The sequence below is a fragment of the Nonomuraea sp. NPDC049480 genome, from assembly GCF_044465905.1.
Lineage (GTDB): Bacteria > Actinomycetota > Actinomycetes > Streptosporangiales > Streptosporangiaceae > Nonomuraea.
This window is the reverse complement of record NZ_JBITMD010000025.1, coordinates 153,777-177,979: the sequence shown is the minus strand read 5'-3', so window position 1 is coordinate 177,979 and position 24,203 is coordinate 153,777. Positions and strand designations below refer to the sequence as shown.

The 24,203-nt window shown below is 68.1% G+C and carries 23 protein-coding genes and 1 pseudogene; 16 read left to right on the top strand and 8 right to left on the bottom strand.

The features are described 5' to 3' along the window. Positions 1 to 283: 283 nt before the first annotated feature. Positions 284 to 973, bottom strand: a complete 690-nt coding sequence (locus tag ACIBX3_RS47530; RefSeq protein ID WP_397127298.1) for a DUF899 domain-containing protein — start codon at positions 971 to 973, stop codon at positions 284 to 286. Between the two features lie 353 nt (positions 974 to 1,326). Here ACIBX3_RS47530 and ACIBX3_RS47525 point away from each other — a divergent pair, with 353 nt between their 5' ends. The 5 genes from ACIBX3_RS47525 (at position 1,327) to ACIBX3_RS47505 (ending at position 6,540) form a co-directional block, all read left to right on the top strand. Then, positions 1,327 to 2,229: a LysR substrate-binding domain-containing protein gene (locus ACIBX3_RS47525; RefSeq protein ID WP_397127297.1), complete on the top strand. Its 903-nt coding sequence runs from the start codon at positions 1,327 to 1,329 to the stop codon at positions 2,227 to 2,229. A gap of 238 nt (positions 2,230 to 2,467) precedes the next feature. After that, positions 2,468 to 2,854, top strand: coding sequence for a VOC family protein (locus tag ACIBX3_RS47520; RefSeq protein ID WP_397127296.1), 387 nt, complete (start codon positions 2,468 to 2,470; stop codon positions 2,852 to 2,854). 366 nt (positions 2,855 to 3,220) lie between these two features. After that, complete coding sequence (locus ACIBX3_RS47515) at positions 3,221 to 4,387, top strand: serine hydrolase domain-containing protein (RefSeq protein WP_397127295.1); 1,167 nt, start codon at positions 3,221 to 3,223, stop codon at positions 4,385 to 4,387. Positions 4,388 to 4,696: 309 nt separating this feature from the next. Continuing rightward, positions 4,697 to 6,256, top strand: coding sequence for an FAD-dependent monooxygenase (locus ACIBX3_RS47510; protein WP_397127294.1), 1,560 nt, complete (start codon positions 4,697 to 4,699; stop codon positions 6,254 to 6,256). A 2-nt stretch (positions 6,257 to 6,258) separates the two neighbouring features. Further along, positions 6,259 to 6,540, top strand: coding sequence for a hypothetical protein (locus tag ACIBX3_RS47505; RefSeq protein ID WP_397127293.1), 282 nt, complete (start codon positions 6,259 to 6,261; stop codon positions 6,538 to 6,540). On the opposite strand, the gene ACIBX3_RS47500 is transcribed toward ACIBX3_RS47505, so the two are convergent. After that, positions 6,488 to 7,213: a helix-turn-helix domain-containing protein gene (locus ACIBX3_RS47500; protein ID WP_397127292.1), complete on the bottom strand. Its 726-nt coding sequence runs from the start codon at positions 7,211 to 7,213 to the stop codon at positions 6,488 to 6,490. The two genes, ACIBX3_RS47505 and ACIBX3_RS47500, sit on opposite strands and share 53 nt — an antisense overlap. A gap of 364 nt (positions 7,214 to 7,577) precedes the next feature. Here ACIBX3_RS47500 and ACIBX3_RS47495 point away from each other — a divergent pair, with 364 nt between their 5' ends. The 3 genes from ACIBX3_RS47495 to ACIBX3_RS47485 all read left to right on the top strand — a co-directional run bounded on the left by ACIBX3_RS47495 (position 7,578) and on the right by ACIBX3_RS47485 (position 11,362). Further along, positions 7,578 to 8,807, top strand: coding sequence for a serine hydrolase domain-containing protein (locus ACIBX3_RS47495; RefSeq protein ID WP_397127291.1), 1,230 nt, complete (start codon positions 7,578 to 7,580; stop codon positions 8,805 to 8,807). Positions 8,808 to 9,026: 219 nt separating this feature from the next. Beyond that, the gene (locus tag ACIBX3_RS47490; protein ID WP_397127290.1) at positions 9,027 to 9,434 is read left to right on the top strand and encodes a hypothetical protein; all 408 of its coding nucleotides are present in this window, start codon (positions 9,027 to 9,029) and stop codon (positions 9,432 to 9,434) included. Next, positions 9,431 to 11,362, top strand: coding sequence for a CocE/NonD family hydrolase (locus ACIBX3_RS47485; protein ID WP_397127289.1), 1,932 nt, complete (start codon positions 9,431 to 9,433; stop codon positions 11,360 to 11,362). The genes ACIBX3_RS47490 and ACIBX3_RS47485 overlap by 4 nt, the downstream gene beginning before the upstream one ends. 241 nt (positions 11,363 to 11,603) lie before the next feature. Here ACIBX3_RS47485 and ACIBX3_RS47480 read toward each other — a convergent pair whose 3' ends face one another. Next, the gene (locus ACIBX3_RS47480) at positions 11,604 to 12,038 is read right to left on the bottom strand and encodes a VOC family protein (RefSeq protein ID WP_397127288.1); all 435 of its coding nucleotides are present in this window, start codon (positions 12,036 to 12,038) and stop codon (positions 11,604 to 11,606) included. 256 nt (positions 12,039 to 12,294) lie between these two features. Further along, complete coding sequence (locus ACIBX3_RS47475) at positions 12,295 to 12,939, bottom strand: DNA alkylation repair protein (protein ID WP_397127300.1); 645 nt, start codon at positions 12,937 to 12,939, stop codon at positions 12,295 to 12,297. A gap of 248 nt (positions 12,940 to 13,187) precedes the next feature. Here ACIBX3_RS47475 and ACIBX3_RS47470 point away from each other — a divergent pair, with 248 nt between their 5' ends. Next, complete coding sequence (locus tag ACIBX3_RS47470; RefSeq protein WP_397127287.1) at positions 13,188 to 13,550, top strand: DUF6461 domain-containing protein; 363 nt, start codon at positions 13,188 to 13,190, stop codon at positions 13,548 to 13,550. Between the two features lie 241 nt (positions 13,551 to 13,791). Here ACIBX3_RS47470 and ACIBX3_RS47465 read toward each other — a convergent pair whose 3' ends face one another. The 3 genes and pseudogenes from ACIBX3_RS47465 to ACIBX3_RS47455 all read right to left on the bottom strand — a co-directional run. Next, complete coding sequence (locus ACIBX3_RS47465; RefSeq protein WP_397127286.1) at positions 13,792 to 14,124, bottom strand: hypothetical protein; 333 nt, start codon at positions 14,122 to 14,124, stop codon at positions 13,792 to 13,794. A gap of 416 nt (positions 14,125 to 14,540) precedes the next feature. Further along, positions 14,541 to 15,149, bottom strand: coding sequence for a maleylpyruvate isomerase N-terminal domain-containing protein (locus tag ACIBX3_RS47460; RefSeq protein ID WP_397127285.1), 609 nt, complete (start codon positions 15,147 to 15,149; stop codon positions 14,541 to 14,543). Then, positions 15,146 to 16,030: pseudogene (locus ACIBX3_RS47455) on the bottom strand (NAD(P)-dependent oxidoreductase); the annotation flags it as partial. The gene ACIBX3_RS47460 and the pseudogene ACIBX3_RS47455, both read right to left, overlap by 4 nt. A gap of 109 nt (positions 16,031 to 16,139) precedes the next feature. On the opposite strand from ACIBX3_RS47455, the gene ACIBX3_RS47450 reads away from it, so the two are divergent. After that, complete coding sequence (locus tag ACIBX3_RS47450; protein WP_397127284.1) at positions 16,140 to 17,156, top strand: GlxA family transcriptional regulator; 1,017 nt, start codon at positions 16,140 to 16,142, stop codon at positions 17,154 to 17,156. 112 nt (positions 17,157 to 17,268) lie between these two features. On the opposite strand, the gene ACIBX3_RS47445 is transcribed toward ACIBX3_RS47450, so the two are convergent. After that, on the bottom strand, positions 17,269 to 18,678 hold the full coding sequence (locus ACIBX3_RS47445; RefSeq protein WP_397127283.1) for a M20/M25/M40 family metallo-hydrolase: 1,410 nt from the start codon (positions 18,676 to 18,678) through the stop codon (positions 17,269 to 17,271). A gap of 49 nt (positions 18,679 to 18,727) precedes the next feature. Here ACIBX3_RS47445 and ACIBX3_RS47440 point away from each other — a divergent pair, with 49 nt between their 5' ends. From ACIBX3_RS47440 to ACIBX3_RS47415, 6 genes are all read left to right on the top strand, one after another. Beyond that, positions 18,728 to 19,075, top strand: a complete 348-nt coding sequence (locus tag ACIBX3_RS47440) for a DoxX family protein (RefSeq protein ID WP_397127282.1) — start codon at positions 18,728 to 18,730, stop codon at positions 19,073 to 19,075. Between the two features lie 441 nt (positions 19,076 to 19,516). Beyond that, entirely contained in the window at positions 19,517 to 19,660 is a 144-nt protein-coding gene (locus tag ACIBX3_RS47435) for a putative ATP-grasp target RiPP (protein WP_397127281.1), read from the top strand. A 167-nt stretch (positions 19,661 to 19,827) separates the two neighbouring features. Next, positions 19,828 to 20,856 carry an MvdC/MvdD family ATP grasp protein gene (locus ACIBX3_RS47430; protein ID WP_397127280.1) on the top strand — a complete coding sequence of 343 codons (1,029 nt, stop codon included), beginning with the start codon at positions 19,828 to 19,830 and terminating at the stop codon, positions 20,854 to 20,856. Next, complete coding sequence (locus ACIBX3_RS47425; protein ID WP_397127279.1) at positions 20,849 to 21,850, top strand: TIGR04500 family putative peptide maturation system protein; 1,002 nt, start codon at positions 20,849 to 20,851, stop codon at positions 21,848 to 21,850. Before ACIBX3_RS47430 ends, ACIBX3_RS47425 begins: the two co-directional genes overlap by 8 nt. Next, complete coding sequence (locus ACIBX3_RS47420) at positions 21,835 to 22,026, top strand: hypothetical protein (RefSeq protein WP_397127278.1); 192 nt, start codon at positions 21,835 to 21,837, stop codon at positions 22,024 to 22,026. The genes ACIBX3_RS47425 and ACIBX3_RS47420 overlap by 16 nt, the downstream gene beginning before the upstream one ends. Next, a complete protein-coding gene (locus tag ACIBX3_RS47415) occupies positions 22,023 to 24,170 on the top strand; it encodes a peptidase domain-containing ABC transporter (RefSeq protein ID WP_397127277.1) in 2,148 nt (715 codons plus the stop codon). Before ACIBX3_RS47420 ends, ACIBX3_RS47415 begins: the two co-directional genes overlap by 4 nt. Positions 24,171 to 24,203 lie beyond the last annotated feature (33 nt).

The window sequence follows — 24,203 nt, the reverse complement described above, 5'->3', positions numbered from 1 at the left end:
AACCGGCGCCAAGCACACACGACGTCACAGACGGTCACCGATCCCCATTTTCACGCCGGAACCGGCGCCCCACACGGGTTTCCCCGACTCAGTCGCGTGGCAGAGCACTTCTTCGAGACCTCAGTGCCGGACCGGATCAAGTGGTCGATCCGGTCCGGCACGCTCCACAGCGCCCCGCGGCCTGCTGACGACAGGCGGCGGCGCGCCTGTCGCGGCTCGATAGGAGGCGCAGCGGCTTGATCACGGCTTCCTCCGATCCGCTTGATGAGCCGAACGAAAGCCCCTAGGCGGTATCCGGACCGTAGAGCGCGGCGACGTCCTTGGCGGTGGCCCAGCGGCTGTAGGTGGGCGACTGCGGCCAGCCGTCGGGCGAGTCCTGCCACTCCTCCTGGCGCCCGTACGGCAACAGGTCGATCAGCGCGAACGTGTGGCTGAGCTGCTCGGTGCCCCGGCCATTGGTGTGCCAGGTGCGATACACGGTGTCGCCATCGCGCAGGAACACGTTGACGGCGAAGCCTTCGTCGGGCGGTGCGCCGACGTCGGCGCCGAACGTGCTGTTCGCGGTGGAGTACCAGGCCATCTTGTTCCCGACCCGCCGCTTGTAGGCGAGTGCCTCGTCGATCGGGCCCTGGGTGACGATGACGAATCGGGCATCGTAGTTGTCCAGGAACTCCAGCCGGGTGAACTGCGAGGTGAACCCCGTGCAGCCCGGGCACTGCCACTCCTTGCCCGGGAACCACATGTGGTTGTAGACGATCAGCTGCCTCCTGCCTTCGAAGACGTCCGCCAGCCGTACAGGTCCGTCCTCGCCCTCAAGGGTGTAGTCCGGCATCCTCACCATCGGCAGGCGGCGGCGCTGGGCCGCGATGGCATCGAGTTCCCGGGTAGCGGCCTTCTCCCGGGCACGCAGTGCTTCGAGCTGACGCTGCCAGGTGTCGGCGTCGACGACAGGCGGTAGTGCGTTTGTGCTCATGGTCCCTCCCTGATCAGGTGCGCAGCTTGCAGTGTGTAGGGGTAGACCTGGCCCGGTCGTCGAACTCATCGGTGGCCGGCCGATCCGATAGGGAAAGCCATGGCCAGAGAGCGGCAGGCCTCGTCGTCGAGCCGGGTGCCGACAAGGTTCTCCTCGGCGTTGAAGGCCAGAAGATCGCAGCCATGCTACGACGGCGAAAGTGGTGAGACGCCGATGGCGGCGTGCAGATGTCGTCGTAGCGATGTGTCGGCGGCGAAGCAGTCCTGCTCCTGGTAGCTGCCGGGCTGGCCGTGGTCATCCCTTCCCTCTTGGCCTGATATGCCAAACTTGCTCCCCGCATATGGCACATAGAGGTGAAATGGGGGCTTGTGGAGTTACGGGACATCGAGATCTTCCTGACCTTGGCTGAGGAGCTGCACTTCGGCCGTGCCGCCGAGCGGCTGCACGTCTCTGTGGCCCGGGTCAGCCAGGCGATCAAGAAGCAGGAACGCGCCATCGGTGCCGAGCTTTTCGCGAGGAACAGCCACAGCGTCCGGCTCACGCGGCTGGGTGAGCAGTTGCGGGACGATCTGCGCCAGCTGCACCAGGGCCTGGCGCAGACCTTGGAGCGGGCACGGCTGGCCGCACGCGGCAAGACCGGCACGCTCCGGGTGAGCCTGTTCCCCATCAACGTTCAGGAGCTGCGCCGCTATTGGGAGACCTTCCGCGCCCGGTACCCGCAGTGGGAGCTGCGCCTGCGGGTGTCGGGCTACCGGGATCCGTTCGCCCAGTTACGCAACGGGGAGGTCGACATCCTGGTCACCTGGCTGCCGGTCGAGGAGCCCGACCTCACGGTGGGTCCGCTGCTTTTCGCCGAGCCGAGGGTGCTGGCCGTGGCCGGCGACCACGCTCTCACCCGATGGTCCTCGGTCTCCCTGGAGACGGTCAGCGATTTCCAGCACGTGGTCATCGAGTCTGCGCCCGGCTACTGGTTCGGCCACTACGTCCCGGAGCTCACCCCCAAGGGCCGGGCGATCGACCGCACGGCCAACGTACACAACCTCGAGGACGTCTTCATGCACACGGTCCTGGGCGAGACCGTCACCCTCTTCCCGGTCCACGTGACCTCGTACTTTCCCCGCCCCGACATCGTTTACCTGCCCGTCAACGACATGGATGCGCTGCCGTACGGGCTGGTGTGGAGCAGCGATGCGGAGAACGACATGATCCGCGCCTTCGCCCGCGTCGTCCGCGATCTGGGACCGCTGCCCGGCTGAGACCGTCCACAGCCCTCGTCAACTGTCGTGTTGTCGCCGGCCATGCCCTCACACCAGTCGGCGGGAAGATCTCGACGTCGCGGATCTCCCGCGTGTCCTCCCCGGCGTGAAGTCTGCGGTTAACGCAGCGTTGCAAGATCCGGCATTGCCCCGGTCAGGCCGTACCGGCAACCTTGATCAAGGACGAATCACCGCATAGGAGGGAAAGCTCGGTAAACAACCATGCACGGGAAGAACCATGAACATAGTCGCCTCAACGGTCGTCTTCACCGTCGACGATCTGGCAAGCTCCCGCCACTTCTTCACCACCTGTCTGGGCTTCCACGAGGTGATCGACACCCCGGATTTCACCTGGCTGAGCCGCGACGATGCGGCCGCCGACATCCTGTTGCACCAGCGCGACCTCGAACGGCCGCGAGAGCGGATCGCCCAGCCGGTGGTGGCGTTCGCGGTCACCGATCTTCCCAAGGAATACGCGCGCCTGAGCGCCGAGGGCGCACCCATCACCGGGCAGTTGAGGCGCAACCCGTGGGGTGAGTGGCTGATGCGTCTCACCGACCCCAACGGCATCGTCGTCGAGCTGACCGAATGGATCGCGCCCGGCGGCCATCCCGGCGTTTGCTGATCGTGGGCTTGCTATGCCTGCGCACGCCGGTGCTGGTGATCGGCAACGGGATGCAGACCGTGGCGATCCCGCCCCCTCTGAGATGGCCCGCAAGGTCACCGGAGCCGTCGACCCAGCTGATCAGCCCTCGCGCTGACCATGCGGTGTCGTGTCAGCGGCCGCGTCAGGACGGCAACGGCCCGGTATCAGCGCGGTCGGCGATGGTGGATGCCATGAACGGTTCAGCGATTGCGGCCTCAAGACCGGGGGCGATCTCCTCGGGCGACCCGACCTGAGCGATTTCGATACCCCGGGGCGCCAACAGGACCGCCTTCCACCAGCCGTCCGTTCCATTGAATGTCGTAACAGATCAAGGAGCACACAATCATGTCCCTCACCCGTACCGACCAGGACGAGCTCACCCCGTGGACCGGGCAGGACCGCCCGGAGTTGCAGAAACTCATCCAGGAGATGGTCGATTCCGGTTTCGTCGGGGTGACGCTGCGCGTGCACGATGAGCGGGGCGAGTGGGTCGGCAGCGCCGGGGTGCGCGAGCTGGGCCAGAGCGAGAAGCCGCCGGCGGACGGGCACTTCCGGATCGGCAGCGTCACCAAGACCTTCACCGCGACCGTGGTGCTGCAGCTGGTGGCCGAGGGCAAGATCGGGCTGGACACCCCGGTGGATGACTACCTGCCCGAGTTCGGGCTGGACCGGCGGATCACCGTGCGGATGCTGCTGCAGCACACCAGCGGGGTGTTCAACTTCACCGGCGACTACGACCCCGACGGGACGTACGTGCCGGGGATCCCCGCCACCACCACGGGCAAGGAGTGGGTGGAGGGCCGGTTCAAGACCTACCGGCCGGAGGAGCTGGTCCGGCTGGCGTTGTCCAAGCCGGCGCGGTTCGAGCCGGGGACGGACTGGAGCTACTCCAACACCAACTACGTGCTGGCCCGGCTGCTGGTCGAGAAGGTCACCGGCCGCTCGCTCGGCGAGGAGATGCAGCGGCTGGTCCTGGGGCCGCTCGGGCTGTCGGGCACGGTGGCGCCTGACACCTCGACGGACGTTCCCGCGCCGCACGCCCACGCCTACTACCGGTATGAGGAGGACGGCCAGGAGAAGGTGGTCGACGTCACCCGCCAGAACCCGTCCTGGATCTCCACCGGCGGCGACATGATCTCCACCACCCAGGACCTGCACACGTTCATCTCCGCGCTGGTGGGCGGCAGGCTGCTGCCGGCCGAGCTGCTGGCCGAGATGTGCACACCGGAGCCGAAGGCCGGCTACGGCCTGGGGGTGTTCGTACAGGACGCGCCGGGCGGCGGCACCGTCATCACCCACAACGGCGGCATCACGGGCCACGCGGGGCTGATGTACAGCACGCCCGACGGCGGCAAGACCCTGACCGCCTCGCTGAACTACGTGGACGACGCCGCACTGTCCATGGGAGAGGCGTTCCAGAAGGCGACGCAGAGGCTCGTCGAGGAGGTGTTCGGCGGCGGGCAGGCCGGGTCGGCTGACGAGGCGGCCGAGCCGGCTCAGCCGGCGGGCTGAGCACCTCGGACCCGTACGTCTTGAGGGTGGACTCCTTGTGCTTGGTGGGTGGTCTGCATACGGCAGAGCACCGTACGGGACGTTCCGTCCAGTCTGCGGTTCTCTGTGGCCGCAGACAGCTTCAGGAAGGAAACAATTCGTGATGTCATCTGTTCCCGCTGACCCGACCGTGGTGCATCCGATGCCCCGGCCGCCGCGGCCAGACCTCAGTCGTGCTGCAGAGTCGTCGGCCGAAGCCAGAACCCGCGGAAACGTTGCCGGTGACCGGGCCGCGCGCGGACACGACGAAACCCTCGAGAGGAGCAGCCGATGACGGACGCCGATGTGATCATTGTGGGCGCCGGTCCGGCCGGCCTGATGCTGGCTGCTGAACTGCGTTTGGCCGGTGTGCGACCGCTGGTGCTGGAGCGGCAGCCGCAGCGCCGCGACACCCCGAAAGCCGGTGGTCTCGGCGGGCAGATCCTGGAACTGCTGCGCTACCGAGGCTTGCTGGAACGGTTCGAAGCAGCCTGCACCGGCCCTGTCCCGGCTCCCCGGTTCCCGTTCGGCGGTGTGCATCTGGACTTCACCCAGTTGGCGGATCCCCCGATGCACGCCCTGCCGCTCCCGCAACCGCTGCTGGAGCGGCTGCTCGACGAACGCGCCGGAGAACTCGGTGTCGACCTCCGCCGCGGACACGAGGTGGTCGGGGTCAGCCAGGACGATGCCGCGGTGACCGTGGACGTGCGGGGCACGGAGGGGCCGTACCGAGTGAGCGCCCGGTACCTCGTGGGTTGCGACGGCGCGCGCAGCCGGGTCCGTGACCGGGCCGGTATTCCGTTCCCCGGCACCACCTATCCGGAGGTCAACCGGCTGGCCCAGGTCACCTTGCCCGATACGGTGACCGTGCTCGGCGACGGCGATCTCGACGTCCCCGGCTTCGGCACGATCCGCGCGGGTTTCACCCGGACGGATCATGGTCTCCTCGGAGTCGGCTCGTCGCCCGCCTCCAAGGTGGTCTCGCTCTACACCATCGAAGATGAAACCACCGAATATGACGACGACACCCCGATGACGGTGACCGAACTCCAGGACAGCGTCCGTCGCGTGCTCGGCGTGCATCTGCCCGTGGGAGAGCCGATCCGGCTGTCGCGGTTCACCTTCAAGGCTCGGCAGGCCGAGCGATACCGACACGGGCGGATCCTGCTGGCCGGTGATGCGGCGCATCTGTTCCCCGCCACCGGTGTGGCCATCAACGCCGGCATGCTGGATGCGGTCAACCTGGCCTGGAAGCTGGCCGCCGACCTCCACGGCTGGGCGCCGGCCGGCCTGCTGGACACCTACCACGACGAACGCCACCTCGCCGGCGCCCGCACCATGCTGCACACCCGAGCGCAGGTGGCGCTACGGCGCGGGCACGACCCTGCCGCCGAGGCACTGCGGCAAATCTTCCAGGAACTGCTCACGGACGAGCAGCCGCTGCGCCGTATGGGAGCGCTGGTCGCCGGCACCGACATCCGCTATCCGATGCCCGGCCCCGGCCACCACGCGTTGGCCGGCACCTTCGCCCCCGACCTCACCCTGCACACCGACCAGGGCATGACCAGCGTCGCGGAACTCATGCACCCTGCACGGCCCATCCTCCTCGACCTCGCCGACCGCCCCGACCTTCGCCAGACCGCCCAAGACTGGCAGCATCGCGTCGACATCCACACCGCCAAAACCGATGATCGACCGGCCGACGCCCTGCTGATCCGCCCGGACGCTCACATCGCCTGGGCCGCGACCATCGACGAACCCGCCGACACCGCCTCGCCCGCGCTGCGCGAAGCACTCTCCGGCTGGTTCGGCACACCCGTCCGCCGCACCGGCATCCGAGGAGGACGGTGAACATGTTCACGCTCGAAACGGCACGGCTCCAGTTGCGCCCGTTCACCCGCGAGGAGGCCAGCACGTCGTGGCCGGCTCCCACGAGGGCCGCAACTGGAGCAGCGGCCACCTCCGCAGACCAGGACATCGCCCAGCTCGTCCTCCAGGCGGCCTCGGCCGGCCTGCTGTTCGGCCCACTGCAGATCGTGCTGCTCGGCTCCTTGGTCCACGCCGAAATCAGCCGAGAGATCATTACTGTCGCCCGGCGTTCCGGGCGGCCTGTGTCTGCCGCCACCGCTCCATGACCTGCCGGAAGGCCTCGTTCACGAGGAGAAGAAGTTCGGCGGAGGACTCGAAGCGGGCACCCGCAGGGGTTGTGGCCCCGAGAATCTCGGCTCCGCGCTGGGATGCGGCCACCAGGGCCTGGTTCATCTGCACCGCTGCAAGCATGGACCGGAGCCAGAGCTCATCGTCGATGACATAGCGTTCGCGCCGCGCGCCGGGAGCTCGTTCCCGCCTGAGCATTCCTTGCTGTTCGAGGAAGGTGACGGCGTGCGAGACCGACGCCGGGCTGATGCGCAGCCGCTGGACCAGGTCGGCGGCGGTGAGGGTGCCGGAGTCGGTGATGTACAGGCAGGCCAGCACCCTGGCCACCATCCGGGGCAGCCCCTGCTGTTCGAGGAGATCGGTGAAGGACTGCGCGAAGTCCTGCACCGCTTGGGGATCGCGCCCATGGCCGCTGTCGGGAACCGGCGGTGCGGGAGGCTGTGCCTGCTTGCGTCGGCGCGCACGATGCCGTGTGGCCTCGTGTGCCTGATCCGCCCCGTAGTCGTCGGGTCCGCCGTTCCGGGTGACCTCGCGCATGATGGTCGAGGCGGGCCGCCCCAGGCGCCGGCCGATCTCTGCGTATCCGAGTCCCTCGGCCAGCCACGCGGCGATGTGCTGTCGATCCTGGCCGGTCAGTCTGCCTCCGGGCATCGGTGCTCGGCTCCCATCTGTCGACATGCGCGAAGCTCGGCGCCCCGGCACACTCCGCTGCACAGTATGCATTCACCCGCACCCCATTGCAATTGTCACATGATCATTCTTTGCATTCGGCAGCATTGTCATTGCAATGCTTGGCTCTTTAGCTGAATGTAGCAGGCTAGAGCGTCCGCTTTGCTTGTTGACGAATTTATAAATGCAATGTACCGTCGCAGACGTTCAGAGATTCCCGAACATTTGTGGGTGCCCGGTGGCGCCGCAGAGGGAGTCCTGTGACCGAGCTTCAGCTCGCCGAGGCCATGAGCGCCACGCCGGGACGGGTCTCGCAGATCGAACACTGTGCGCAAGGAGATTGATGATGGAACACGGCAACAGCGGCTTCTCCAAGACGGGGCTGGACAGATTGCGGGACGTGCTGGCGCGGCATGTCGAGTCCGGGAAGATTCCCGGGCTCGTCGCCCTGGTCAGCCGGGGCGGCGAGACGCACGTTGAGGCGATCGGCACGATGCGCCATGACGGTGGCGCGCCGATGCGCCGGGACACCATCTTCCGGATGGCGTCCACGTCCAAGCCGGTCGCGGTCGCCGCGGCGATGGTGCTGCTGGATGAGTGCCGGCTGCGGCTGGACGACCCGGTGGATCCGTGGCTGCCCGAACTGGCCAACCGGCAGGTGCTCAAGCGGATCGACAGCCCGCTGGACGACACCGTGCCGGCGCGGCGGCCGATCACCGTACGTGACCTGCTGACCTCCACGTTCGGCCTCGGCATGGACATGACGGCGCTGGGCACTCCGATCCTGGGCGCGATCTTCGAGCAGGGGCTCACGCCCAATCTGCCGGAGCCGATGCCCGAGCCGGACGAGTGGATGCGCCGCCTGGGCACGCTCCCGCTGATGCACCAGCCCGGCGAGCACTGGCAGTACCAGATCAGCAACGATCTGCTCGGCGTGCTGGTGGCCAGGGTCACGGGCCAGTCGTTTGAGACGTTCCTGCGTGAACGCATCTTCGATCCGCTGGGCATGAAGGACACCGCCTTCCACGTGCCCGCCGACCAGATCGACCGGCTGCCGACCCTCTATGCCCCCGACCCGCAGACCGGAGAGTTCCACGTGTGGGACGAGGCCGCGGGTGGACGGTGGAGCCGGCCTCCGGCGTTCCCGGGCGGCGGCGGCGGGCTGGTCTCCACCGCCGATGACTACCACGCCTACTTCCGCATGCTGCTCAACGGCGGGATGCACGGGACCGAGCGGATCCTGTCCCGGCCCGCCGTCGAGCTCATGACCACCAACCGCCTCACGCCCGAGCAACAAGCCGCCCGGCACGCCATGGCCGTCAACAACGTCCATGTGTCCTTCGGCCAAGGCCAGCACGGCGGCTGGGGCATGGGGATGGCGGTGCGCACCTACCGCGGCGACTACGCGCCCATCGGCCAGTTCGGCTGGGACGGCGGAAGCGGCACCTCGACCTACGCCGACCCGGACAACCAGCTCACCGGAATCCTGCTCACCCAGGTCGGGATGACCGTCCCGAATGCGGCGCAGCTGATCCACGACTTCTGGACCACGACCTACCAGGCGATCGACGACTGATACCGAGCCTGCGCCCGATACGCCCGCGCCTGGCAGGCCCGCCCTCACCCCACGACACCCAACGGGCAGCCCCTGGCGGCCGAACCGTCGACGTTTCCGCCGGGGGTCGGGTCTTGGCCCTGTCCGCCTAAGGCCGGGGCGGCCCGAGGGGGCGATCCCCTCGGCCACCCGATCTAAGCCATCTAGACCTCCACAACAGATCTCAAGGAGCACACCACCATGTCCATCACCCTGACCGACCAGGACAAGGCCACCCTGCGGACCGCCGCGTACGGCGCCGTCTCGCTGATGGCCGCCGCTGGTGCCGCCGGCTCGCCCCACAAGATCGCCACCGACGGCTCCATCGCCCTGGCTTCGGCGACCGGCCTGGTCGGGCACGTGCTCGCCGCAAAGAGCAAGGACATCAAGCTGTACGGCAAGTCGGTGGCCGAACTGGCCGACCACGTTCTACCGGCCCTGACCGCGGCCATGAGCCTGCTCAAGCAGCAGGCTCCGGCAGAGGCCGGCAACTTCCGCAGCACCGTCATCGTCGCCATCGACGCAGCCGCCCGCACCCACCAGGGCCAGCCCAGCCCCGCCCTGGCCGAGATGGCGCGCAAGATCACCGAAGCCCTCGACGCCGCTTGACGGGACGTCGACCAGCGCAGCTACAGCTTGTTACGAAGGCCCAAGGAAGGTATATGTCTATCTCGCAACGACGAGGGTTACTCGCCGCAGTCGTGGTCGCGACGGCGCTCGTGGTCGCGAGTGCTCCCGCCGCATCCGCGACGGCGAAGCCGGCGGTCGAGATCTCCGGCGGGGTCACGCAGCCCGTCTTCTCTTACGCAGACGCCATTCGCGAGCACGTCCGGGTGGAGTCACCGGTCGACAGCGACGGCGACGGCAAGAAGGATCTGGTCCGGGTGGACATCATCCGGCCGAAGGAGTCCGGTTCCGGGCTCAAAGTCCCGGTGATCATGCACCAGAGCCCGTATTTCGACCAGCCGGGTGTCGGCTTCGAGCTGGATCACAAGAAGTACGACGCGGACGGGAACCTGACGAAGTTTCCGCTGTTTTACGACAACTACTTCGTGCCGCGCGGGTACGCGTTCGTGTCCGTCGACATGATCGGCACCAGGTTGTCGGACGGCTGCCCGACCTCCGGCGGTCCGTCCGACGTGCTGGGCGGCAAGGCGGTGATCGACTGGCTGAACGGCCGGGCGACCGCCTACGACGACAAGGGCGCTCCGGTGAAAGCCTCTTGGACCACCGGGCGTACCGGAATGATCGGCCATTCGTACGAGGGATCGCTCGCCATCGGGGTCGCCGGCACCGGCGTGCGGGGGCTGGAGACCATCGTGCCGCTCGCGGGGCCCAGCAGTTGGTATGAGATGTGGCGCGCGAACGGCACCCTCACGGATTTCAAGGGCGGGCAGGAATGGTTGGCCGAACTGGTCGACGAGGACCCGGACGAGAAATGCGCGGCGGTGCACCAGCGCATGAGCGAGGGCTCGGACGACGCCACCGGCAACTACAACGCCTACTGGCACGAACTCGACTACCGGACCGGACCGATCTCGAAGGTGCGCAACGTGCGCGCCAGTGTCTTCTCGGTGGTGGGGATGCACGATCGGAACGTGATGGCCGACCAGTTCTCCACGTGGTGGGCCGGGCTGCCCCGCGGGGTGGAGCGCAAGGTGTGGGTGACGCAGTACGGGCACCTCGACCCGTTCTGGGCCCGCCGCGAGGTGTGGGTCGACACCCTGCACAAGTGGTTCGACCACGAACTGATGGGCGTCCCCAACGACATCATGCGGCAGCCGCGCGCCGACGTGCAGCTCGGCCCGGACCGCTGGATCACCCAGGCCGACTGGCCGGCACCGACCCGGACGGTGACCCTGCGACCGCAGCAGGACGGCTCACTGGGTGCCAAGCCATCGACCGGAACCGGCAGCTACCTCGAGACCAAGCAGACCGAGATCGCGATGGCCGGCGACCCGGGCACCACCAACCCAAACCGGCTGTCCTACCTGACCCCGCCGCTGAAAAAAGCGATGCGGCTGTCCGGAACGCCGTCGGTGAGCCTGCGCCTCAAGCTGGACCAGCCGACCGCCAACCTGGGCGTCCTGCTCGTCGACTACGGCCAGGACACCCGCATCCACGGCGTCGACCCCAACAAGGGGCAAGGCCTCAAGCTCATCGACGGCAAAGACTGCGTCGGCGAGAGCACGGCGGATGACGACGGCTGCTACCAAAGGGCCGGCGACAACACGGTGACCTCCGGCTTCCAGGTGGTCTCCCGAGGAATCATGGACGCGCAGAACCACAAGTCGCTGAGCCGCTCGACGCCGCTGACGCCGGGTAAGTCGTACCAGATCACCTGGTCAATGCTTGCGCAGGATTACGAGTTCAAGGCAGGGCACCGGCTGGGCCTGGTGCTGACCGGAACCAACGCCGATCTCGGCGAGCCCGTCCTCGGCGACGCCGAAACCGGCACCGGGACCAAGGTCACCGTCGACCTGGCCGGTACTTCGGTTTCGCTGCCGCTGGTCGCCGGTGCGTCCAGCGGAAGGTAGCTTGATCGATCTTCGCGTACGGTCGCGGCCGGCGTGGTCGCGACCGCACGCATGACGGTCTCGGGCGTGCTTTGCCGGCACCCGCCGACACAAGCCGGACCCGAAATGCCGCTGGAAGGCCAAGGACGGCCCTGGCCGGAGACCTGCTCGAAACCGCACCCCGTGAAGAGGTAGCGGCGTGGCCGGCGGAATGCCGGTTGAACATCTCTTCGGCCGGCCCTCACTCGCCGGCCAAAGAGCGCTAGAGGCTGCCGAAATCGGGAAGGGTGATCGTGCCGTCCTCGGCGAGGGGGATCCCGGGATTGTGCGCGATTTCCCAGGCGTGGCCGTCCGGATCGACGAAGGCGCCGGAGTAGAACCCGATGGCGTTGATGGTCGCGGGCTTGGTGATGATCCCACCAGCCCTCTCCACTGCTGCGAGCAGAGCATCAACCTCAGCATCGGACCGGACGTTGTGTGCCAGGGCGATCCCGCCGAAACCGACCGCCGGCCCAGGCTCCAGGCCGCAGTCCTTCGCAAGTTTGTCGCGACCCCACAGGATCAGTCCCAGGCCCCCCGCCTGGAAGAAGACGGTCTCCTCGACTTCTTGCCCCCGCCAGCCCAGGGCCTCGTAAAAGCCCTTGGCGCGAGCGAGATCGGAGACCCCCAGCGTGATCAGAGTGATTCGCTGTTCCATGCAATCACGCTACTCTGCCCCCGATGAGGGCGGAGTACGTCCCTGATCGCGGGCTTTCACGGCAGCCCGCCAAATCGAGAAGCACTTCCACGTCAAAAGCCGACCGTCCCGCGAACTGATCCACTCGCCGCCCCGATGCAAACAGGAAGGGCAGCAAAAGATCATTAGGCAGAGCGACGTGAGGCCCCTCACAACCGGTTCGTATCGGGTGAAGCGTTCTGAGGGAGCAGCGGCATGAGCGTGAGCGCGAACCTTCCTACTTATCGTGCTGTCGGCGCACCATCTCGGTGATCCAGATGGGCGCGAACGGAGACGTGCAGCCCGGGGGAGTCGGGTAGTCCTTGAGTACTTCCAGGCGCTCACCGATGTCGATTGCACGGGCACGGTGCTCGGCGTGCTCGATCCCGATCTGAGCCATGCAGTGGTTCATCGCCCACTGCAGGCGATCCGGGGCGTCTTTCATCTCCGCCTCGATGACGTCGAGCAGTCCTGCGAGGTCGAGGCCCTCGGGCTTCTTCGCCACACGTTCGGTGGTCAGCGCCCAGCCGGCACTCGCGACCACTGGGTCCGGATCGGCGGACCAGGCCAGGCGCAGCTCTTCGGAGTGCGGGTTCTTCTTCACCACGTAGTTCACGAGCCAGTCGTGCACCTTGGGTGTGCACGCCGCGCGCACCATGACGTCCAACTCGTCACGCTCGAACGCCTTCGGGCGGCAGATCAGGATCGCCAGCAGTCTCGCCGCGGTGTCATCCGTCTCCCAGAGCCGGCACGCGAGTTCCTGCTGCGTCTTCAGCCGCTTCGCGAGCGCGCGCAGCTTGCTGAGGTTCACACCGTGATCGTCGCCGTGTTTCTCATTCACCTCGCGCATCTTCGGGTCCTCGAGCTCGGCCAGCTCGGCCATCACCTCGGCCATCATCGTCTGGGCCACCTCAGCCTCCAGTCCATCACGCGCGAGACGCAGCCTACGACGGAAGGCTCACGGCGTGGAGTGCGTATGCGTCGAAGCGCACCCCCTTGCGCGCCTGAAGATACTCCCTTAAATCCTGCCGCAATGGCTCGCCGCGAGGCCATCGTCGGCCGCCCACGCACGAACCGCCCTTGCCTTGCTGAGACTCGATCCACCCTTGCTCGCGCAGAGCGGCGACCACGGTGGGGACGGGAGACGGAGGAGCGGTCCTGGTTGACTACCATTGCCAGCCGCTCCCAGAGAGCCTCTCTCAGGGTACGGAGGTGGCAAGGCTCATTACGGGCATCACCATGGACGAGCACTTCGTCTACTTCGTCGACGGAGTGATGATCACAAGCTTCGAGCCGTTCTTTCCCAGCGATCGGAACGGTAGCGATCCGAACCGCCTGCTGGCCCATATGCAGGCTCTGGGCATGGCACTGGATGGGGAGGCTGACACGCGGAATTCCACCGCTCTCGCCATCGCGCTGGCTGCACGGGCCACTGGGGTCACCCTGACACCGACTCACTACACGGCGGAGCACATCGTCGGTTCCATCGACTGAATGCTCCGCCCAGCGGCCTGCTGTGCAATAGAGCTAGGGCTGCCGAGCCGCTCTGAGGCGCCGCGCACGCTGCCGCGCTCCAGCTGGGTGTAGTGCTCCACCGACACCCCCGCCAGCTGGGCCACCTCGCTGCGCCAAGGCCCGGGCCCGGCGGCTGCCACCGTGATGCCGACGTTCGTAGCCGATAACGTCACAGGGTGGACAACGATGATCCCGCAATCCGGCTATGGAGCGACTTTGGTCAGTCATTGTTCTCCCAGAAATTCGGGCGCCGCCGCTGTCGCCACCATGGCCAATCAGGTGATGCGAGCGGATTCGGCGACGTTCGGGCGAGAAAGCTTCTGTCGATGGGGAGCACCAGGTTGTAGAGATACGGTCGCGCCCAGCGAGGCAAAGCGATGAGTACCTGTTCCAGTTCCCCGCGCGGATCGTCTTCCCAACAGCCAGGGCATGTGCAGGTGGGCAGGAGCCGGGTGGAGGTGCCGGGAATCACTTCCCGCGTCCAAGCCAGCAGCACCGCAGCCACATAACCCGGCCCCAGCCGGGTGTGCTCCAGCGTGATCACCGCAGCCATGGGGCGCGGTCCGAGACCGGGAACCTGATGAATCGAGGGTCTGTGGGTCACGCACATGAATCTTCGCGTGCGAACCGCCGAAGGGCGCCTACGCGGCATGGCCCTTTCTGATCGAAGTCATGTGCATGATGATCGCATGCCTGGAGCGTGACCTCCAGGCCTCGATTACCCGAAGCGGACCACGCCTCCGGCGGGGGCACTCCGGTTCCGGGATACTCGCCGTGCCGGGTTTCCGCCCTGTTCATGCGATCGGCCCACGCACTCGCATCCGAGACGGGACTGCCGACCGGGCTCGGCCCCGTGCAGGGCGACGAATGTCAGGTCGTCCTGCGCCGGTGCCGCCGAGCGATGGGCGGAACTCTCGGCGCGGCATGCCCGGGCGATGCCGCGCTGAGCACTCCGATACGAAACCGTCTTCAGCGGACGGTCCCGTCCCACTGCCAGCGGTCTCTGCTGCCATGACCGGGAAGATCGGCGCGGCCGGTGCACCACAGAAGGGTCTCTGTCGCGTCATCGCCGCCCGGGGCCTCAGGGAAGAGTCGCCGCACCGCGGGGGCGCAAAGGTGCTCCGGCGGCCGCCAGCCGAGCCCGAGACCGCGGCTGATGTCCATGCCGTGGACGAGCAGTTCGACCACTCCCATGGCGGCGAAGCCGGGGCCGTCGGAGTGGCCCCATGGATGCCAGGCGCGTACGTCGCTGTCGGCCTCGCGTACGGCGGAGGCCAGGATGTTCGCCGCGATCCTGATTCCCTCCAGGCAGTGGCTGATGGGAGCCTGCGGGTCGAGCGAGGCGAAGAGGGTGATGTACCGGTCGGCCGGGCGGGCGATGAGCAGGCCGGCGTAGCCGACGACGCCCAGGGCGACATGGTCGAGCGTGGTCCGGCACGTCCACTCCAGCCCCGCAGCGTTACGTGTCCAGTCCTGGTCGGCGCCCTTCTCCAGGATCGCGGTGGTTTCGTCGGCCGCCTCGACGACGAGAGCGGCCCAGGACGTGGCGTTCATGGTGTGGAGGGCCTGAACGTTCATGCCGCGGGAGCCCTGAAGTGGTCGATGATGCGGGCGTAGCTGTCGAGGGCGTGGCCGCGGCTGATCGCCTCGGCGATGAGCTTCTCGGTGTACTCGGCCATGGTGGCGTCGATGCCCCGCATCCGGCTCTCGTGGATGAGGTGCCGGACAGGCGGGATCTGGGTCTCCAGCGTGGCGTCCTCGGCAGCGTAAGAGTCCTCGTCGATCTGGTGCGCGTACGCCGTCAGGAACGACGCCACGCCCTTGAGCCAATCCCCGGCCATCGGCAGGAAATCGGTGGCCGCGATCTTCTCGGTGCCCATGAGCGCCGCGGCGTGCATGAACCCGTTGAACGTCGCCCACATGATCCCGAGCAGCGCGACGTCGTACAGCGAAGGAAGGCCGACGTCGAAGCTGATGAGCGTGGTACCGCCACCCAGCACCGCGAGGGTCTTCTCGTGCGTCTCGTACAGTGACGGCGACCCTCCGTAGAGGATGACCGTCTCCGGCGCGCCGATGCCCGGAGGGGTCATCATGATCGCCCCGTCCAGGTATTCGGCTCCGCGTTCCGCCGCCCATGCGGCCATCGCACGTGCTTCATCGGACGCGCCCGACGTGAGATTGATCAGGACGCGGCCGGACAGCGCTGCTTCGGCCGGGGCGAGCAGCTCGCGTACGGCGTCGTAGTCCCGTACGCAAATGATCACCAGCGGTGCGGCGGCGACGGCGGCGCCGACCGTCGGGGCTTCGCTCGCGCCGGCTTCGACCAGCGCCTCCGCTTTGCCTGGGGTGCGGTTCCAGATGGTCGTGGGGTGGCCGGCGTTCATGAGGGCGGTGGCCAGCGCCCGGCCCATCATCCCCATGCCGATGACCGTGACGGGAGTTCCTGCCATGTCTGTTCTCTTCCTGTCCGTTTCGGTGGTGGCGGTTCACCACGATGGCAGCGTGCGACGCCGGCCGACACTGGCAGGAGTGCCGACATCCACCAAATTGCTGCCATATAGTGCACTCGTGAGTGCTGGTTCTGTCGCGCTGGTCGTGATCGACGACACCATTTCGATGTGGGACATGTACGAGCTGGGCATCGCCACGGCGGTCTTCGGCGTGGCTCATACCGATCTCGTGAACCCTTGGTACGACCTGCGATTGTGCGGCCTGCGCCCGGGGACGTCCTCGTCAGCGCCGGGGTTCACACTGAACGCGCCGTACGGGCTGGACGAGCTGGAGAAGGCCGACACGGTGATCGTCCCGGTCGTGCCGGAGTCGTACATGCGCGGCGACCGTGAGCTGCCCGAGGAGCTGATCAGCGCTCTTCGGCGGGCCGGCGCCGCGGGGGCGCGCATGGTCTCGCTCTGCAACGGCGTCTTCGCGCTCGCCGCCGCGGGACTCCTCGACGGCCGCCCCGCCACCGCCCACTGGGAGCACACCCGCGAACTGGCTGAGTGGTTCCCGCGGGTGAAGGTGGACGATTCGGTCCTGTACGTCGACGACGGTGACGTGCTCACCAGCGCCGGGCTCAGTGGCGGGCTCGACCTGTGCTTGCACATCGTCCGCCGCGACCTCGGCGCGCGGGTGGCCAACCAGCTCGCCCGCCGCCTCGTGGTCCCCGCGCACCGGCCGGGCGGCCAGGCCCAGTTCGTGGAACGCGCCGTCGCCGTGACCGACGACGGGATCGCCCCCGTGCTGCACTGGGCTCTGGAGAACCTCGACCGCCCGCTCACCGTTGACGACCTGGCCACGCGCGCCGGGATGAGCGTCCGCAGCTTCCACCGCAACCTCCGGGCGGCGACCGGGACGAGCCCGATGAAGTGGCTGCTCCATCAACGCCTTGCCCGCGCGCAACTCCTCCTGGAGACCACTGACCTGCCCATCGACCAGATCAGCGAATGCAGCGGGCTCGGCAGCGCGAACAACCTACGCCACCATTTCGCCGCGCACCTTGGAGTAGCGCCCACCGAATATCGGCGGGCCTTCCCCTCTCCTGAGCCGGGACCGAGAACGCCCGAACGGAGAGCCGCCCGCTCGTGAGATTTCCACAGGTTCGCCCCCTTCTCATCGAGCGGCAGAGCACGGGCCCCGTCAGAGGGCAGGACATGTCAGCCTGAGTCTCAGGCCCGTTCCGCCGGGGAACGGGCGTCATCTAGACCCGGGGAAAGGCGACCGGGCTGCGATGGCCGTCGCGGTCCACGGCGCGGAGGCCGAACTGTACGTTGTCCTTGACCAGGTCGACGGTGGCCGTGGTGACGTCGCCGACGTCGATGGCGTGGGTCCACTCCGGAGACGTGGTCTCCCGCCACACGATCTCGTAGCCGGCCAGGTCGGGCTCGGTGCCGCGGTCCCAGGTGAGCGTGGTGTCGTTGGTCAGACTCGTCGCGTTGATCCTGACGTTCTTCGGCGTGCCCGGAGCCTGGGCCAGGGACCACAGCGTCGCGGCGTTCACCTTGGCGACCCGGGCGGTGTAGGCGAAGTCGACGAACTCGGGCAGGTCGCCGAACTGGACGCCGCTCTCCACCCGCACGTCCTGGTGCTCGTGGTCATAGTTCTCGCGAGGCTCGGTGAAGCGAGCGGCCGCGTAGCCCTGCCGGATGAACGAGATGTGGTCGCTGCCGCGCAGGTATCGGTCGCGTCGCCAGATCACCCGGACCTTCATGCCGGTCTCGGCGTTCTCGGCCACGTTCTTGACGAAGCGGCCGAGCTGTCGCGACGGGCCGTCGTTCTCGCCGCCGACCGACTGACGGGTCGAGGCCTCGGCGGGGGTCTCGGTGGTCGGCACGCCCTCCACGAAGAGGCGCACCGTGTGCGGTTCGGGGCGGGTGCCGTCCCAGCCGGAGCTGGCGCCCACGATGTCGTTGCTGAACATCGCCTGTACGTCCGCGCCGGCCTCCTTCAGCCGCGCGGCCATGTGCGCCGAGCCGTACAGGCCCTGCTCCTCACCGCTGACGGCGGCGAACACCAGAGTGCCCTCGGTGCGGCGGGTAGCGAAGAGGCGGGCCAGCTCGAGCACGACGGCCACGCCGGACGCGTCGTCGTCGGCGCCGGGGGCGTCGGCGGTGGCGTTCATGACGTCGGTGACGCGGGAGTCGAGGTGACCGGTGACGACGTACACCCGCTCGGGCGATGCGTCACCGCGCAGAGTGCCGATGACGTTGGTGATGGTCGTCGGCTCGGGGATGCGCGGGCTGACCGGCTGGACGAACGACTGCTTCTCGACGGTCATCCGGCCGCCCGAGGCGGCTGCTATCTCCTGGAACCGGGAGTGGAGCCATTCCACGGCGGCTCCGATACCGCGGACAGGGTCGGTCTGGGTGGACAGGGTGTGCCGGGTGCCGAAGGCGACCATCCGCAGCACGTCCGCCTTGATCCGGGCGGGGTCGACCTCGCGTAACAGCGCGCGTAGCTCCCGGCCGGGACGTTGGGGCCGGACCGGACGGCCTGGGCCGTCGTTCACCGTGGCGGACGCGGAGTCGGCGATGAGCGGCGTGGACAGTGCGCCGGCGGCCGATGCGGTCAGGAACGTACGCCGGGTCGCGTGAGGGTGACTCGTTTCCATGACATGAATCAACCTCCTCTTCGAGGCGAGCGCCAGAGGGAGTGTCCCCATGTCCACCACCGCCACCATCGTCACCGTCCTGGCCGCCCTCTGGGTGGGTTTCTCTGCCTTCTCCCTCCTTCGCCGCGCCGAGTGGGTCGTGAAGCCGCTGATGGACTACGGCGTCCCCCGCTCGTGGTGGACCTGGCTCGGCGCAGCCAAGGCCGCAGGGTCCGCAGGCCTGCTGGCCGGCCTGTTCGTGCCGGTCGTCGGCGTCCTGGCCGGGATCGGCCTGGTGCTGTACTTCGCCGGAGCCGTCGTCACCGTGCTCCGGGCGCGCTCGTACTCGACCGTCGTCTTCCCCTTCCTGTACATGGGCCCGGTGATCGCCGCCTTGATGCTGGGACACATCGCCTGACAACAACGCGGAGACCTTCTCGCCGCGCGGTATGTGAAAATCGACTGGCCGGCCTTCCCTGAGGCGACACCGCCGGCAGGCAGATGGACCAGCGTGATGTCGACCGCGGCCATCACCACGCAGTTGGTCGTAGGGCGCGGGCGAGGCCGCGCGCGGCAGCGCGCGGATGTCACCGCCCTCATTGCGGGCCTGGCGGATGCCACAGGAACCCTCAAGACAAGCGACCACGTACGAGATGGGACCCTGTGATTCCCCCAGAGGTTTCGTCTCGGTGTTCTCCCAGCTCAGAGCGCTTGCAGAAGAATTCCAAGCCGTGAATCAGCCAGCGACAAGCCCTTTCCAAGTCGTCATCCCTAACTTCGTCATCACAAGCACGACAGGTTCCACGGAGCACCGGGGGAACGAAGACACGCCGCGGAAGCGGTGAGAGGGGAAACAAAAATGTCGAAGATCTCGCTGAACGACCTTGCCATCGACGGTGCCGAGCTGACCGACGCCGAGCTGGGCGACGTGGCCGGCGGCCGGATGTCCGTGTCCTGGTACATCGGTGGCAAGCCCGCCGAGTGGGTGGGCACCAACAACTGACCCGTACCGGGCGAGTTGTGATCAGGAAGATTCGCGGGGCTCACGGCTCCCGAAATTGAGTTCAAGAACCATCCGTTCACATTGATCTCCTTCCGCGGCGGCGGAGCGGGCCTGTCCCGCTCCGCCGTCTGCATACGGAGAGACACCGCGAGCGAGGCGACTGGAACATGATCCTCATACTGAGCGACCCTCTGGACGACACGGTGGGCATGGTGATGCCGAAGCTGCTGCGCCGCAACGTCCCGGTGACCTGGTGGGACAGCGGGGAGTTCCCCGCCAGGAGCCGGCTCACGGTGGCCTTCGCGGACGGAGAGCACCGCATCACCCTGCACACCGGCAACGGCACGCTGGATCTCTCGACGGTGACGGCGGTGTGGCGCAGGCGCCCGACCCGCTCGCAGGCGTCGGCCGAGGTGTCGGAGCCGAGCCATCGAGAGCACGTCGAGTGGCAGGCGCAGTTCCTGCTGGACGGAGCGTGGGACCTGATCCCCGCCCGGTGGCTGCCCTCGCGGCGCGAGCCCGAGCGGCAGGCCCACAACAAGATCATTCATATGGCGCGCGCGGCCGCGCTGGGTTTCTCCATACCGCAGACGTCGTTCACCAACGATCCGGCCGAGCTGGTCCCGGCGTACGAGCGCGCCGAGGGCAGGCTCATCGCCAAGCAGATCAACTCCGATGACTTCACGATCGACGGCCAGAACCATCGCACGTACACGACCGTGCTGACCCGCCGTCACCTCACCTCACGGCACCTGCTCCAGCACGAGCCGGTGATCTTGCAGCCGTATGTGTCCAAGGCCGTGGAGCTGCGCGTGATCGTCGTGGCGGAGGAGGTGTTCGCCGCCGAGATCGACTCACAGGCCTCCCGGACGGCCAGGGAGGACTGGCGCCACTACGACGACGAGCGGGTCAGGTACGCCGCGCACGCGCTTCCCGCGGAGGTGGAGAAGCGGTGCGTCGAGCTGGTCGCCTCGCTGGGGCTGACCTACGGGGCGATCGACCTGATCCTCACTCCGGAAGGCGACTACGTCTTTTTGGAGATCAACCCCAACGGCGCCTGGGGGTTCGTCGAGATGCGTACGGGCCTGCCCATCGGCGAGGCCATCGCGGCCTGGCTGGCCCGCGACGAGATCGCCGGTCAGCCGGCCGCCCATGCGCAGGCCCATGCGATGGAGGAGGGAGAGTTTCATGAGTGACTTCGGTGCGGTGCTGGAGTCCGCCGTCGCCCTGCTGCGCGGGCTGCCCCGCAGGCGCGCCCACGTGGAGGCGGCCCGCAGGAGCGCCGCGCAGTGGACGGCCGAGAACCCGGGAACCGATGCCCAGCTCGTCGTCGACATCCGGCCCGGCACACCTGTGGTCGACTACGACCTCCTGCTGGCGCACCCGGACGGCGGGACGGTCGCGCTGAGCGCCCCGGCCGAGGAGGGCGTGCCTTGGCTGATCGAGCACTCGACCCATTGGGCGGCGGGTCAGCTGGTCAGCGTGGATGAGGTTCACCTGTCCGTGGCCCAGGCGCTCACCATGCTGCGCTCGCTCTCCCGCACCACCATGTCCCCGCACGAGGAGATCGTCGAGCAGTGCCTGGTCCTGAACGAGGTGATGGCCGACGACGAGCCGCCGGCCGTTGAGGACCTCCAAGCGGCGGCCGATGAGTTCCGCAGAGGGCGCGGCCTGCACGATCGCGCGGCGACCATCGCCTGGCTGGAGCAGGTCGGAATGTCGCTGCCGCAGTTCGAGGAGTATGTCGGCGGCATCGCCCGCCGCCGCAGGTTCCGGCGGCGCAAGGAGGCGGAGCTGGCCCCGGCCCACCTCGCCACGCACCGCGCCGAGTTCGCCCGGGTGAGGGCTGTGTGGGTGACGGGTCCGGACCCTCTCGCGCCCGCCGCGCCCGCCGACCTGATCGCCGCGCCCGCCGAGCTGGTCGCCGCGTTCACGGCGGCCGCCGGTGAGGCTCAGGCGACCGTCGGCGACCGGTGGGAGTACGAGCTGCCCGAGCCGCTGCGGGGCGCCGAGCCCGGGAGCGCCGTCGGGCCCGTCCGGCATGAGAAGGGCTTCCTCACCGGCTTGGTGATCGAACGCCGGCCCGCCGAGGACGACCCCGCCACCCTGGCCGCCGCGGGGCAGGCCGCCTTCAATGCCTGGCTGGCCGAGCGCCGCGAGCGCGCGTCGATCGAATGGCACTGGTCGTGAGCCGCCCCATCTACCGGGAAGAGGCACTGCATCGGTACGCCGACCTCTCCACCCGGGAGAGCAAGCCGCTGGTCATCTCGCGAAAGTGGTTCGTGCTGCTCTGGGGGCTGGTCATTGTGCTCCTCGCTCTCGGGGGCGCTCTCGCGCTCGTGGTGGCATCAGGGATTTCGTCATGAGCAGGCGCGTACCGGTCCTGCTGCAGAACACCGTCTCCGAATGCGGGGCGGCGTGCCTGGCCATGGTGCTGTCCTTCCACGGGCACCGCGTCTCGCTCCACGAACTCACCGACCGGCTCCAGGTCGGCAGGGACGGGCTCACCGCGCTCGCCATTGTGGCGGGCGCCCGTGAGTCGGGGCTGACCGCCAAGGCCTTCTCGCTGGAACCGGAGGACCTCGCCCGCATCCCCATGCCCGCCGTCGTCCACTGGGAGTTCAACCACTTCGTGGTGGTCGAGCGCTGGGCTCCCGATCGTGTCGACATCGTGGACCCCGCGCGTGGGCGGCGCAGGCTCACGGCCGAGGAGTTCAACGCCGGATTCACCGGCGTCCTGCTGGCCTTCGAGCCGGGCCCGGCGTTTCGGCGGGGGCGCTCCAGCGCGGCCGGCGCGTGGCGGCGCCAGTTCCTGAAGAATCTCGTCATGCGCCGGCGGGGCCTGCTCGCGCAGGTCGTGCTCGCCTCGCTGCTGCTGCAGGCGCTCGGGCTGGTGCTGCCGCTGTTTTCGCAGGTGCTGGTGGATCGGGTGCTGCCGATGGGGGCCGATACGCTGCTCGGCGTGCTCGGCGCGGGCCTCCTGCTCGCCACGGTGACGCAGTTCGTGGTCGGCGCACTGCGCTCGGTTTTGCTGGTCGTGGTCAGGGCGGGCGCCGACGCCGAGCTGACCCGGGGGGTGGTCTCTCACCTGATCGCGCTGCCCTACCGCTACTTCGCGCTGCGCGGCACGGGAGATCTCATCACCAGGGCGGGCAGCGTCGCGGTGCTCAGGGAGATGCTGACCGGCCAGATCTTGTCAGCCCTGCTGGACGGGCCGCTGGCGATCGGGTACCTGATCCTGGTCTTCGTCCAGGACCCGCTGTTCGGTGCGTGCCTCCTCGGCGTGGCCCTCCTGCAGATCGTGCTGCTGCTGGCGACCAGCCGCCGGGTCAACTACCTCGCCCAGCAGGAGCTGACCGCGTTCTCGGCGACGCAGAGCCAGCTGATCCAGGCCATCGGGGGAATCGAGACCCTCAAGGCGTCCGGGGCCGAGAAGCACGCGGTCGGCCAATGGTCCAAGAACTTCACCGCCCAGCTCAACGCGGACATCCGCGGCGGCATCACCCAGGGCCTGCTGGAGGCGGCGCTCGGCGCCATCCGCGTGCTCGCCCCGCTCGGCCTGCTGTGGGTCGGGGCCTGGCGGGCACTGGACGGTGACCTCACCTTGGGCACGCTGCTCGCGCTCAACGCCATCGCCGTCGGCGCACTCACACCGCTGTCGTCGCTCATGTCGAGCATGCAGAGCCTCCAGCAGGCGGGCGCCCACTTCGACAGGCTCTCCGACATTCTGAGCTCCGACCCCGAACCTTCCGAAGGCATCGAGGTCCTGCGACTGCGCGGCGCGGTCGAGCTGCGCGACGTCGGCTTCCGGTACGACCCCCGAGCGCCGTGGACGCTCCAGGGCATCTCACTGAAGATCGAGCCCGGCCAGAAGGTCGCGTTGGTCGGCTCCTCCGGGTCGGGCAAGAGCACGCTGGCCCGGCTGCTGCTGGCACTCCACACGCCGACCACGGGCGAGATCCTTTATGACGGTGTGCCGGTGAGCGAGCTCAACCTGCGCACGCTGCGGCGGCAGTTCGGCGTCGTCACCCAGGACCCCTCGCTTTTCACCGGCTCGATCAGGGAGAACATCGCACTCAACGACCCCGAGGCGTCCTTCGCCCGGATCGTCGAGGCGGCGAAGACGGCTCGCCTGGACGCCGAGATCCGCCAGATGCCGATGGGGTACGAGACCATGCTCACCGAGGGCGCCGGACTCTCGGGCGGCCAGCGGCAGCGGCTGGCTCTCGCGCGTGCCCTGCTGTCCCGGCCGAAGATCCTGCTGCTGGACGAGGCGACCAGCAGCCTCGACAGCGAGAGCGAGGCGGCGATCGAGAGCCACCTCGCCCGGCTCACCCAGACCCGGATCGTCATCGCGCACCGGTTGAGCACGATCCGCGACGCGGATCTGATCTTGGTGGTGGACGGCGGCCGCATCGTCGAGCGGGGCACTCACGACCGGCTCCTGGCCTGCGGAGGCCGTTACGCCGCCCTGGTGGCCGCCCAGACCGTGCGCGCGGCCTCGTCGTGAGGCTTGCCGACGCGGGCGGGACCGCCAAGACCA

Coding starts and splice junctions, on each gene's coding strand:
- ACIBX3_RS47530 (WP_397127298.1), bottom strand. CDS start 973: ATGAGCACAAACGCACTACCGCCTGTCGTCGACGCCGACACCTGGCAG.
- ACIBX3_RS47500 (WP_397127292.1), bottom strand. CDS start 7,213: ATGCCCGGAGGCAGACTGACCGGCCAGGATCGACAGCACATCGCCGCG.
- ACIBX3_RS47415 (WP_397127277.1), top strand. CDS start 22,023: ATGAGCAGGCGCGTACCGGTCCTGCTGCAGAACACCGTCTCCGAATGC.
- ACIBX3_RS47445 (WP_397127283.1), bottom strand. CDS start 18,678: ATGGAAACGAGTCACCCTCACGCGACCCGGCGTACGTTCCTGACCGCA.
- ACIBX3_RS47420 (WP_397127278.1), top strand. CDS start 21,835: ATGGCACTGGTCGTGAGCCGCCCCATCTACCGGGAAGAGGCACTGCAT.
- ACIBX3_RS47475 (WP_397127300.1), bottom strand. CDS start 12,939: ATGGCCGAGCTGGCCGAGCTCGAGGACCCGAAGATGCGCGAGGTGAAT.
- ACIBX3_RS47515 (WP_397127295.1), top strand. CDS start 3,221: ATGTCCCTCACCCGTACCGACCAGGACGAGCTCACCCCGTGGACCGGG.
- ACIBX3_RS47440 (WP_397127282.1), top strand. CDS start 18,728: ATGTCCACCACCGCCACCATCGTCACCGTCCTGGCCGCCCTCTGGGTG.
- ACIBX3_RS47430 (WP_397127280.1), top strand. CDS start 19,828: ATGATCCTCATACTGAGCGACCCTCTGGACGACACGGTGGGCATGGTG.
- ACIBX3_RS47425 (WP_397127279.1), top strand. CDS start 20,849: ATGAGTGACTTCGGTGCGGTGCTGGAGTCCGCCGTCGCCCTGCTGCGC.
- ACIBX3_RS47465 (WP_397127286.1), bottom strand. CDS start 14,124: ATGGCTGCGGTGATCACGCTGGAGCACACCCGGCTGGGGCCGGGTTAT.
- ACIBX3_RS47495 (WP_397127291.1), top strand. CDS start 7,578: ATGGAACACGGCAACAGCGGCTTCTCCAAGACGGGGCTGGACAGATTG.
- ACIBX3_RS47460 (WP_397127285.1), bottom strand. CDS start 15,149: ATGAACGTTCAGGCCCTCCACACCATGAACGCCACGTCCTGGGCCGCT.
- ACIBX3_RS47480 (WP_397127288.1), bottom strand. CDS start 12,038: ATGGAACAGCGAATCACTCTGATCACGCTGGGGGTCTCCGATCTCGCT.
- ACIBX3_RS47490 (WP_397127290.1), top strand. CDS start 9,027: ATGTCCATCACCCTGACCGACCAGGACAAGGCCACCCTGCGGACCGCC.
- ACIBX3_RS47505 (WP_397127293.1), top strand. CDS start 6,259: ATGTTCACGCTCGAAACGGCACGGCTCCAGTTGCGCCCGTTCACCCGC.
- ACIBX3_RS47510 (WP_397127294.1), top strand. CDS start 4,697: ATGACGGACGCCGATGTGATCATTGTGGGCGCCGGTCCGGCCGGCCTG.
- ACIBX3_RS47435 (WP_397127281.1), top strand. CDS start 19,517: ATGTCGAAGATCTCGCTGAACGACCTTGCCATCGACGGTGCCGAGCTG.
- ACIBX3_RS47520 (WP_397127296.1), top strand. CDS start 2,468: ATGAACATAGTCGCCTCAACGGTCGTCTTCACCGTCGACGATCTGGCA.